9 protein-coding genes and 1 other annotated feature are annotated in these 10,639 nt (G+C 39.2%); all 9 genes read left to right on the forward strand.

Features of this window, described 5'->3' with window-relative positions; translation table 11 throughout:
- Positions 1 to 6 precede the first annotated feature (6 nt).
- The 9 genes from tehB (at position 7) to ppc (ending at position 10,258) form a co-directional block, all read left to right on the forward strand.
- Positions 7 to 867: an SAM-dependent methyltransferase TehB gene (tehB, locus tag SMSK597_RS06875; RefSeq protein ID WP_000413753.1), complete on the forward strand. Its 861-nt coding sequence runs from the start codon at positions 7 to 9 to the stop codon at positions 865 to 867.
- A gap of 118 nt (positions 868 to 985) precedes the next feature.
- Entirely contained in the window at positions 986 to 1,174 is a 189-nt protein-coding gene (locus tag SMSK597_RS06880) for a type II toxin-antitoxin system HicA family toxin (protein WP_001122912.1), read from the forward strand.
- Between the two features lie 27 nt (positions 1,175 to 1,201).
- A complete protein-coding gene (locus tag SMSK597_RS06885) occupies positions 1,202 to 1,579 on the forward strand; it encodes a type II toxin-antitoxin system HicB family antitoxin (protein WP_000920512.1) in 378 nt (125 codons plus the stop codon).
- 78 nt (positions 1,580 to 1,657) lie between these two features.
- Entirely contained in the window at positions 1,658 to 2,611 is a 954-nt protein-coding gene (locus SMSK597_RS06890; protein ID WP_000495913.1) for a competence protein CoiA, read from the forward strand.
- Positions 2,612 to 2,629: 18 nt separating this feature from the next.
- Positions 2,630 to 4,432 carry an oligoendopeptidase F gene (pepF, locus tag SMSK597_RS06895; protein ID WP_000244090.1) on the forward strand — a complete coding sequence of 601 codons (1,803 nt, stop codon included), beginning with the start codon at positions 2,630 to 2,632 and terminating at the stop codon, positions 4,430 to 4,432.
- Position 4,433: 1 nt separating this feature from the next.
- On the forward strand, positions 4,434 to 5,147 hold the full coding sequence (locus tag SMSK597_RS06900; protein WP_080551628.1) for an O-methyltransferase: 714 nt from the start codon (positions 4,434 to 4,436) through the stop codon (positions 5,145 to 5,147).
- A 66-nt stretch (positions 5,148 to 5,213) separates the two neighbouring features.
- Entirely contained in the window at positions 5,214 to 6,152 is a 939-nt protein-coding gene (prsA, locus tag SMSK597_RS06905; protein WP_000727946.1) for a peptidylprolyl isomerase PrsA, read from the forward strand.
- A gap of 161 nt (positions 6,153 to 6,313) precedes the next feature.
- A complete protein-coding gene (ftsW, locus tag SMSK597_RS06910; protein ID WP_000703374.1) occupies positions 6,314 to 7,537 on the forward strand; it encodes a cell division peptidoglycan polymerase FtsW in 1,224 nt (407 codons plus the stop codon).
- A 24-nt stretch (positions 7,538 to 7,561) separates the two neighbouring features.
- On the forward strand, positions 7,562 to 10,258 hold the full coding sequence (gene ppc, locus SMSK597_RS06915; RefSeq protein ID WP_000058173.1) for a phosphoenolpyruvate carboxylase: 2,697 nt from the start codon (positions 7,562 to 7,564) through the stop codon (positions 10,256 to 10,258).
- Between the two features lie 96 nt (positions 10,259 to 10,354).
- Positions 10,355 to 10,572: a binding site (T-box leader), on the forward strand.
- Positions 10,573 to 10,639: the final 67 nt, after the last annotated feature.

Consider the following 10,639-nt stretch of genomic DNA (forward strand, 5'->3'; position numbering starts at 1 on the left):
ATGAAGATGGAAAAACTAGTTGCCTATAAACGTATGCCCTTGTGGAATAAAGAAACCATGCCAGAGGCTGTTCAGCAGAAACACAATACCAAGGTTGGGACTTGGGGCAAGATTACTGTTTTAAAAGGAGCTCTCAAGTTTATTGAATTGACAGAAGATGGTGAGGTTCTAGCTGAGCACATCTTTGAAGCAGGAGCCGACAATCCCATGGCACAACCACAAGCTTGGCACCGAGTGGAGGCTGTAACAGACGATGTGGAATGGTATTTGGAGTTTTATTGTAAACCTGAGGATTATTTTCCTAAGAAATACAATACCAATCCGGTTCATTCAGAGGTCCTAGAGGCTATGCAGACAGTAAAACCAGGGAAAGCCTTGGATTTGGGCTGTGGTCAAGGTCGTAATTCTCTCTTTCTAGCCCAGCAAGGTTTTGATGTGACAGCTGTGGATCAAAATGAACTGGCCCTTGAAATCTTGCAAAGCATTGTGGAGCAAGAAGACCTGAACATGCCTGTTGGTCTTTACGATATCAATTCAGCCAGCATTGGGCAAGAATATGATTTTATCGTTTCAACAGTTGTTTTGATGTTTTTGCAAGCGGACCGCATTCCTGCAATTATCAAAAATATGCAGGAGCATACCACGGTCGGTGGCTATAATCTTATCGTTTGTGCTATGGATACGGAAGATTACCCTTGCTCTGTGAACTTCCCATTTACCTTTAAAGAAGGGGAATTGGCAGACTATTACAAGGACTGGGAATTGGTCAAGTACAATGAAAATCCAGGCCATTTGCACCGTCGCGATGAGAATGGCAATCGTATTCAACTACGCTTTGCGACCATGCTAGCTAAAAAAATCAAATAATCATGAATGAAGATTGGGAATTTTCCTGATCTTTTTTCTTTTTTACGAATAGATAAGATAGAAGAATTGACAAAAATACGCATTATAAGTATAATTTTAGCTAGAAAGGTGACTATGAATGCCAATCACAGGTAAGGAAATGGTAAAATTAGCTCTTGCAAATGGATGGATTGAAGTTCGTAAGAGAGGAAGTCATCATCATTTTAAGAAAGAAGGGGTTCCCTATCTTGTCACTATTCCAGTTCACGGTAATGATGATCTAGGAAAAGGTTTAGAGAGAAAAATATTAAAAGATTTAGGATTGTAGTTGATTTGGAAATTGTGGAGGTGTATTATGCTAAAATCTTATCCTGCTATTTTTCATAGAGAAGGCACTGGATACTGGGTTGAATTTCCTGAATTTGGAGGCGGGACTGAAGGAACAACGATTGAACTTGCAATGAAAAATGCTCGGGAAATGCTTGAGAGTGTTTTAGCATCTTATATTGATGAAGGACTGGCTTTGCCTACTCCTAGTGACATTGCTGAGTTGAAAGCTCCTGATGGATTTGTGACTTTGATTCAGGTCAATCCCTTGCCTTTCGTAAAGAATAATAAAGCGATTCGAAAAAATGTTACGATTCCAGAGTGGCTAGTCAGACTTGCAGATCGTGAGAAAGTGAACTATTCTGAAGTGTTGACACAAGCTCTTGAAAGTCGCTTGCAACTCTAAAATTATAGAGTGATGAAGATTAGGAAATTTCCTGATCTTTTTTCTTTTTTACGAATAATATAGAAAAGGAGGGAAATCATGTTTGTTGCGAGAGATGCTAGGGGAGAATTGGTAAATGTGTTAGAGGATAAGCTTGAGAAGCAAGCCTACACTTGCCCAGCTTGTGGAGGTCAACTCCGTTTGCGGCAAGGAGCAAGTGTACGGACCCATTTTGCCCATAAAACCTTAAAAGACTGTGATTTTTCCTCTGAAAATGAAAGCACAGAACACCTGGCAAATAAAGAATCCCTTTATCACTGGTTGAAAAAAGAGGCAGAGGTGCAATTAGAATACCCGCTTCCAGAGCTTAAACAGATTGCGGATGTATTTGTAAATGGCAATCTAGCTTTAGAGGTTCAATGTAGTCCCTTGCCTCAAAAAGTTCTTAAAGAGCGCAGTGAGGGCTATCGTAGTCAGGGTTACCAAGTTCTGTGGTTGTTGGGTCAAAAACTGTGGCTCAAGGACCGCTTGACTCGTCTGCAACAAGGGTTTCTCTATTTCAGTCAAAACATGGGCTTTTATATTTGGGAATTAGACAAGGAAAAACAGGTTTTAAGACTCAAATACCTGATTTACCAAGATCTTCGAGGTAAACTCCATTATCAGATCAAGGAATTTCCCTATGGTCAAGCTAGTTTACTGGAAATATTACGTCTTCCCTATAAGAAACAAAAAATCTCTCATTTTACAGTTTCTCAGGACAAGGACATCTGCCGCTATATCCGGCAACAACTGTTTTATCACAATCCCTTTTGGATGAAAGAACAAGCAGAAGCTTATCAAAAGGGAGAAAATCTCCTGACTTATGGGCTAAAAGAATGGTATCCACAAATTCGGCCAATAGTAGGCAAATTTTTCCAAATTGAGCAAGATTTGACCAGCTATTATCAGTATTTTCAAACCTATTATCAAGAAAATCCTCAAAATGATTGGCAAAAGCTTTATCCACCAGCCTTTTATCAGCAATATTTCTTAAAAAATATGGTAGAATAGAAAGGATGGAGGAATCTAATGGTATTACAAAGACATGAAATAAATGAAAAAGATACATGGGATCTATCAACGATCTACCCAACTGACCAGGCTTGGGAAGAAGCCTTAAAAGATATAACAGAACAATTGGAGACAGTAGCCCAGTATGAAGGCCATCTCCTGGATAGTGCGGATAGTCTACTCGAAATTACTGAATTTTCTCTTGAAATGGAACGCCAGATGGAGAAGCTTTACGTTTATGCTCATATGAAAAATGACCAGGATACACGTGAAGCCAAGTACCAAGAGTACTATGCTAAGGCCATGACACTCTACAGCCAGCTAGACCAAGCCTTTTCATTCTATGAACCTGAATTTATGGAGATTAGTGAAAAGCAGTATGCTGACTTTTTAGAAGCTCAGCCAAAATTGCAGGTTTATCAACACTATTTTGACAAGCTTTTGCAAGGCAAGGATCACGTTCTTTCACAACGCGAAGAAGAATTATTGGCTGGAGCTGGGGAAATCTTTGGTTCGGCAAGTGAAACCTTCGCTATCTTGGACAATGCGGATATTGTGTTCCCTTATGTTCTTGACGATGATGGTAAGGAAGTTCAGCTATCTCATGGGACTTACACACGTTTGATGGAGTCTAAAAATCGTGAGGTTCGCCGTGGTGCCTATCAAGCCCTTTATGCGACTTATCAACAATTCCAACATACCTATGCCAAAACCTTGCAAACCAATGTTAAGGTCCAAAACTATCGTGCCAAGGTACGTAACTACAAGAGTGCTCGTCATGCAGCCCTAGCGGCTAATTTTGTTCCAGAAAGTGTTTATGACAATTTGGTAGCAGCAGTTCGCAAGCATTTGCCACTCTTGCATCGTTACCTTGAACTTCGTTCAAAAATCTTGGGGATTTCAGACCTTAAGATGTACGATGTCTACACACCGCTTTCATCTGTTGAATATAGTTTTACCTACCAAGAAGCCTTGAAAAAAGCAGAAGATGCCTTGGCAGTCTTGGGTGAGGATTACTTGAGCCGTGTTAAACGTGCCTTCAGCGAGCGTTGGATTGATGTTTACGAAAACCAAGGCAAGCGTTCAGGGGCTTACTCTGGTGGTTCTTACGATACTAATGCCTTTATGCTTCTTAACTGGCAGGACAATCTAGACAATCTCTTTACCCTTGTCCATGAGACTGGTCACAGTATGCACTCAAGCTATACTCGTGAAACTCAGCCTTATGTTTACGGAGATTATTCTATCTTCTTGGCTGAGATTGCTTCAACCACTAATGAAAATATCTTGACGGAGAAATTATTGGAAGAAGTAGAAGATGATGCAACGCGCTTTGCTATTCTCAATAACTTCCTAGATGGTTTCCGTGGAACAGTTTTCCGCCAAACTCAATTTGCTGAGTTTGAACACGCCATTCACCAAGCGGATCAAAATGGTGAAGTCTTGACAAGCGATTTCTTAAATAAACTCTATGCAGACTTGAACCAAGAGTATTATGGATTGAGTAAGGAAGACAATCCTGAAATCCAATACGAATGGGCTCGTATTCCACACTTCTACTATAACTACTATGTATATCAATATTCAACAGGCTTTGCAGCAGCTTCAGCTCTGGCTGAAAAGATTGTCCATGGTAGTCAAGAAGACCGTGACCGCTATATCGATTACCTCAAGGCAGGTAAATCTGACTATCCACTTAATGTCATGAGAAAAGCTGGTGTTGATATGGAGAAGGAAGACTATCTCAACGATGCTTTTGCAGTCTTCGAACGTCGTTTGAATGAGTTTGAAGCCCTTGTTGAAAAATTGGGATTGGCATAAGATGGTTGAATCATATAGCAAGAATGCCAACCATAACATGCGTCGTCCTGTCGTCAAGGAAGAAATTGTGGACTTAATGCGTCAGCGTCAAAAGCAAGTCACAGGATCTTTGAAAGAATTGGAAGACTTTGCTCGCAAGGAAAATATTCCAATCATTCCCCATGAAACGGTTGCTTATTTCCGTTTTCTCATGGAAACCATGCAACCTAAAAACATTCTGGAAATTGGGACGGCTATCGGTTTTTCTGCCCTCTTGATGGCAGAACATGCGCCAAAGGCTAAGATTACAACCATTGACCGCAATCCAGAAATGATTGGTTTTGCCAAGGAAAATTTTGCCCAGTTTGACAGTCGCAAGCAAATCACACTCCTAGAGGGAGATGCGGTAGATGTCTTATCTACCTTGACAGAGTCTTATGATTTTGTCTTTATGGATTCTGCTAAGTCTAAATACATCGTCTTTCTGCCAGAAATCCTCAAACACTTGGATGTTGGAGGTGTGGTTATCTTGGATGATATTTTCCAAGGTGGTGATGTTGCCAAGGATATTATGGAAGTCCGTCGTGGCCAGCGAACCATTTACAGAGGACTTCAAAGACTATTTGATGCAACTTTAGACAATCCAGGACTCACCGCAACACTAGTACCTCTGGGGGACGGCATTCTCATGCTTCGTAAAAATGTAGCAGATGTTCAATTGCCTGACAGCGAATGATTTTCAGAAAAATTTAAGAAAATATAGTAAAATAGATAGGGTAACACTTATCTCAAAGGAGTAGACATGAAGAAAAAACTATTGGCAGGTGCCATTACACTATTATCAGTAGCAACTTTAGCAGCTTGTTCGAAAGGTTCAGAAGGGGCAGACCTTATCAGCATGAAAGGGGATGTCATCACAGAACATCAATTTTATGAGCAAGTAAAAAGCAACCCTTCAGCTCAACAAGTGTTGTTGAACTTGACCATCCAAAAAGTATTTGAGAAGCAATATGGCTCAGAAGTAGATGATAAAGAAGTCAACGATACTATTGCCGAAGAAGAAAAACAATATGGTGAGAACTACCAACGTGTCTTGTCGCAAGCAGGAATGACTCTTGAAACACGTAAAGCTCAAATTCGTACAAGTAAATTGGTTGAGTTGGCAGTTAAAAAAGCAGCAGAAGCTGAATTGACAGATGATGCCTATAAGAAGGCCTTTGACGAGTACACTCCAGATGTAACGGCTCAAATCATCCGTCTTGATAATGAAGATAAGGCCAAAGAAGTTCTCGAAAAAGCCAAGGCAGAAGGTGCTGATTTTGCTCAATTAGCTAAAGATAACTCAACTGATGAGAAAACTAAAGCGAATGGTGGAGAAATCACCTTTGATTCTGCTTCAACAGAAGTACCAGAACAAGTTAAGAAAGCGGCATTTGCTCTAGATGTAAACGGTGTTTCTGATGTGATCACAGCCGCTGGCACACAAGCTTACAGTAGCCAATATTACATTGTAAAACTCATTAAGAAAACAGAAAAATCATCTAATATTGATGACTACAAAGAAAAATTAAAAACTGTTATCTTGACTCAAAAACAAAATGATTCAACATTTGTTCAAAGCATTATCGGAAAAGAATTACAAGCAGCCAATATCAAGGTTAAGGACCAAGCCTTCCAAAATATCTTCACCCAATATATTGGTGGCGGAGATTCAAGCTCAAGTAGTTCATCAAAAGAATAAAACAGAAAAGAGCCAAGTGCTCTTTTTCTTATGACAAAAATGGTCTATCTGATGGATAAGAGTTTTTTTCTTTCGGAAAAAATGGTATAATAGCAATCAAAACTAGAAAACAAACGGAATTTGGGAAGCAATTGTGTTGTTCTCATTAGATTGGTGATACTATGAAGATTAGTAAAAGGCACCTATTAAATTATTCTATTCTAGTTCCTTACTTACTTTTATCTATTTTGGGCTTGATTGTGGTTTATTCGACAACCAGTGCTATTTTGATTCAAGAAGGCCAAAGTGCACTGCAGTTGGTCCGAAGTCAGGGAATATTTTGGATATTTAGTTTGATACTGATTGCCTTGATATATAAGTTGAAACTGAATTTTTTAAGAAACGAACGTCTTCTATTTATCGTTATGTTCGTTGAGTTGATTCTATTAGCCTTGGCTCGGATAATTGGTATTCCTGTCAATGGAGCCTATGGCTGGATTTCTGTAGGACCTTTGACCATTCAGCCAGCCGAATATTTGAAAATTATTATTATTTGGTATCTAGCAAATAAATTTTCCAAACAACAAGAGGATATAGCTATTTATGATTTTCAAGTTTTGACACAGAATCAGTGGCTTCCTCGTGCGTTTAATGACTGGCGCTTTGTTCTCTTTGTACTGATTGGGAGCCTTGCTATTTTCCCAGATTTGGGGAATGCTTCTATTTTAGCTTTGGTTGCCTTGATTATGTATACGATTAGTGGTATCGCTTATAGATGGTTTATTGCCTTTTTGGGAATTTTGGTGGGAGTTTCTGCCCTATCCTTATCACTGATTTCTTTTATAGGGGTTGATAAGTTTTCAAAAGTTCCGGTATTTGGTTACGTTGCCAAGCGTTTCAGTGCCTATTTTAATCCCTTTGCCGATTTGGCAGGAGCAGGCCACCAACTCGCAAATTCCTACTTTGCCATGGTAAATGGTGGTTGGTTTGGTCTAGGTTTAGGAAATTCAATTGAAAAACGTGGCTATTTACCAGAGGCCCATACAGATTTTGTATTTTCAATTGTCATCGAAGAATTTGGATTTGTAGGGGCCGGCTTGATTTTAGCACTTGTTTTTTTCCTTATTTTGCGAATTATCCTAGTCGGAATTCGTGCTAAGAATCCCTTTAATTCCATGATGGCGATTGGGGTTGGGGGGATGATGTTGATCCAGGTGTTTGTCAATATCGGTGGAATTTCTGGTATTATTCCTTCGACAGGAGTAACCTTTCCTTTCTTATCGCAAGGAGGGAATAGTCTTCTGGTCTTGTCTGTAGCCATCGCCTTTGTCTTAAATATTGATGCAAGTGAAAAGCGTGCTCAATTGTATGAGGAGTTAGAAGCTCACTCCTCAAACTATATGTAGAGCTGATAGTGGAAAGGATTACCTATGTCTCTTCAAAAATTAGAAAACTATAGTAATAAAGCTGTCGTGCAAGAAGAAGTATTGATTTTAACAGAATTGTTAGAAGATATCACTAAAAATATGCTTGCCCCAGAGACTTTTGAAAAAATTATGCAGTTGAAAGAATTGTCAACTCAAGAAGATTATCAAGGCTTGAACCAATTGGTTACTAGTCTGTCAAATGATGAAATGGCTTATATTTCACGCTATTTCTCTATCTTGCCCCTCTTGATTAATATTTCAGAAGACGTGGATTTGGCTTATGAAATCAACCACCAAAATAATATCGATCAAGATTATCTTGGTAAGTTGTCAGCAACAATCAAAATGGTTGCTGAAAAAGAAAATGCGGTTGAAATTCTAGAACACTTGAATGTTGTCCCTGTTTTGACAGCCCATCCAACGCAAGTGCAACGTAAGAGTATGTTGGATTTGACTAACCATATCCACACCCTCTTGCGTAAGTATCGTGATGTGAAATTAGGCTTGATTAATAAGGAAAAATGGCATAATGATCTCCGTCGTTACATTGAGATTATCATGCAGACAGATATGATTCGTGAAAAGAAATTGAAAGTAACCAATGAAATTACGAATGTTATGGAATACTACAATAGTTCATTCCTGAAGGCAGTTCCTCATTTGACTGCTGAGTACAAGCGTCTGGCTAAAAAACACGGCTTGGAGTTGAAACATCCTAAACCAATTACCATGGGAATGTGGATTGGTGGAGACCGTGATGGGAATCCTTTTGTTACAGCAGATACCTTGAAACAATCTGCTATGACTCAGTGTGAAGTCATCATGAACTACTATGATGAAAAGATTTACCAACTTTATCGTGAATTCTCCCTTTCAACTAGTATTGTCAATGTCAGCAAGCAAGTCAGAGAAATGGCTCGTCAATCTAAGGATAACTCTATTTACCGTGAAAAAGAGCTTTACCGCCGTGCCTTGTTTGATATTCAATCAAAAATCCAAGCAACAAAAACCTATCTGATTGAGGATAAGGAAGTTGGGGCTCGCTATGAAACGGCCAATGATTTTTATAAGGATTTAATTACTATTCGTGATTCCCTCTTGGAAAATAAGGGTGAAGCACTGATTTCTGGTGATTTTGTTGAGTTGATCCAGGCAGTTGAAATTTTTGGTTTCTATTTGGCATCTATTGACATGCGTCAAGATTCTAGTGTTCATGAGGCCTGTGTAGCAGAACTCTTAAAATCAGCAGGAATTCATTCTCATTACAGTGAATTAAGTGAAGAAGAAAAATGCCAGCTTCTTTTGAAAGAATTAGAAGAAGATCCACGTATTCTTTCTGCCACTCATGTTGAAAAATCAGAGTTACTTGAAAAAGAATTGGCTATCTTTAAGGCTGCTCGTAAGTTGAAAGATAAGTTGGGTGATGATGTTATTCGTCAAACCATTATTTCACATGCAACCAGCGTATCAGACATGTTGGAATTGGCTATCTTGCTAAAAGAAGTAGGGTTAGTTGATAAAGAAAGAGCCCGTGTCCAAATCGTTCCTCTCTTTGAAACAATCGAGGACTTGGATCACTCAGAAGAAACCATGAGAGAATACCTTTCACTTCCTCTTGCTAAGAAATGGATTGCTTCACGCAATAACTATCAAGAAATCATGCTGGGCTACTCTGACAGTAATAAAGATGGTGGTTACTTATCATCATGTTGGACCCTCTACAAGGCTCAACAACAATTGACTGCTATTGGAGATGAATTTGGCGTTAAGGTTACCTTCTTCCATGGTCGTGGTGGGACTGTCGGTCGTGGTGGTGGACCAACCTATGAAGCCATCACATCTCAACCGCTCAAGTCTATCAAGGATCGTATCCGTTTGACGGAGCAGGGTGAAGTAATTGGCAATAAATATGGTAACAAAGACGCAGCCTACTATAACCTTGAAATGCTAGTATCTGCAGCCATTAACCGTATGATTACTCAGAAGAAGAGCGATACCAATACATCAAATCGTTATGAAGCCATTATGGACCAAGTAGTGGACCGTAGTTATGATATCTACCGTGATTTGGTTTTTGGGAATGACCATTTCTATGATTATTTCTTCGAGTCAAGTCCAATCAAGGCTATTTCAAGCTTTAATATTGGTTCTCGTCCAGCCGCTCGTAAGACGATTACTGAAATCGGTGGTTTGCGAGCTATCCCTTGGGTCTTCTCATGGTCGCAAAGTCGCGTCATGTTCCCTGGCTGGTATGGGGTTGGTTCAAGCTTCAAGGAATTTATCGATAAAAATCCAGAGAATATTGCTATCTTACGAGATATGTACCAAAATTGGCCTTTCTTCCAGTCACTTCTTTCAAATGTTGATATGGTCTTGTCAAAATCAAATATGAATATTGCTTTTGAATATGCCAAACTTTGTGAAGATGATCAAGTAAAAGCAATCTATGAGACTATTCTAAATGAATGGCAAGTCACCAAGGAAGTTATCTTGGCTATCGAAGGTTACGATGAACTCTTGGCTGAAAATCCATATCTAAAAGCAAGTTTGGATTACCGTATGCCTTACTTTAATATTCTCAACTATATCCAGTTGGAGTTGATTAAACGTCAACGTCGAGGAGAATTGTCAAGCGATCAAGAAAAATTAATCCATACAACCATCAACGGAATTGCGACAGGATTGCGTAATTCAGGCTGATACCTATCAAACTTCCTCTTTTCCATAGGGGAAGTTTTTGAATATTTCAAAAAAATGCTAAAAGAGTCTTGACAAGTAGTTGAAAAATGATATAATTTAACCATTCAGAAAAGTAATCATACAAACTTTATAGAGAGTCTGTGGTAGCTGAAAACAGATAAGTGATGATGATGAAAATTGGGCTGAATGTTATTTAGAATTTGAAATCATAAAAATTCGGTGAGCACACCTTATAGTGCATCTCGTTATTGCGAGACAGAGCGATAGGGAAATTCCCTATAATTGAGGTGGTACCGCGCATCGACGTCCTCACACAAGTTTTTTGTGTGAGGACTTTTTTGATGGAGGTTAGTATGGAAAGAAAACGATGGCGTCGCTTGT

Origin of the sequence: Streptococcus mitis SK597, from assembly GCF_000148545.1 — a bacterium.
GTDB lineage: Bacteria > Bacillota > Bacilli > Lactobacillales > Streptococcaceae > Streptococcus > Streptococcus mitis_C.

Coding starts and splice junctions, on each gene's coding strand:
- tehB (WP_000413753.1), top strand. CDS start 7: ATGGAAAAACTAGTTGCCTATAAACGTATGCCCTTGTGGAATAAAGAA.
- SMSK597_RS06880 (WP_001122912.1), top strand. CDS start 986: ATGCCAATCACAGGTAAGGAAATGGTAAAATTAGCTCTTGCAAATGGA.
- SMSK597_RS06885 (WP_000920512.1), top strand. CDS start 1,202: ATGCTAAAATCTTATCCTGCTATTTTTCATAGAGAAGGCACTGGATAC.
- SMSK597_RS06890 (WP_000495913.1), top strand. CDS start 1,658: ATGTTTGTTGCGAGAGATGCTAGGGGAGAATTGGTAAATGTGTTAGAG.
- pepF (WP_000244090.1), top strand. CDS start 2,630: ATGGTATTACAAAGACATGAAATAAATGAAAAAGATACATGGGATCTA.
- SMSK597_RS06900 (WP_080551628.1), top strand. CDS start 4,434: ATGGTTGAATCATATAGCAAGAATGCCAACCATAACATGCGTCGTCCT.
- prsA (WP_000727946.1), top strand. CDS start 5,214: ATGAAGAAAAAACTATTGGCAGGTGCCATTACACTATTATCAGTAGCA.
- ftsW (WP_000703374.1), top strand. CDS start 6,314: ATGAAGATTAGTAAAAGGCACCTATTAAATTATTCTATTCTAGTTCCT.
- ppc (WP_000058173.1), top strand. CDS start 7,562: ATGTCTCTTCAAAAATTAGAAAACTATAGTAATAAAGCTGTCGTGCAA.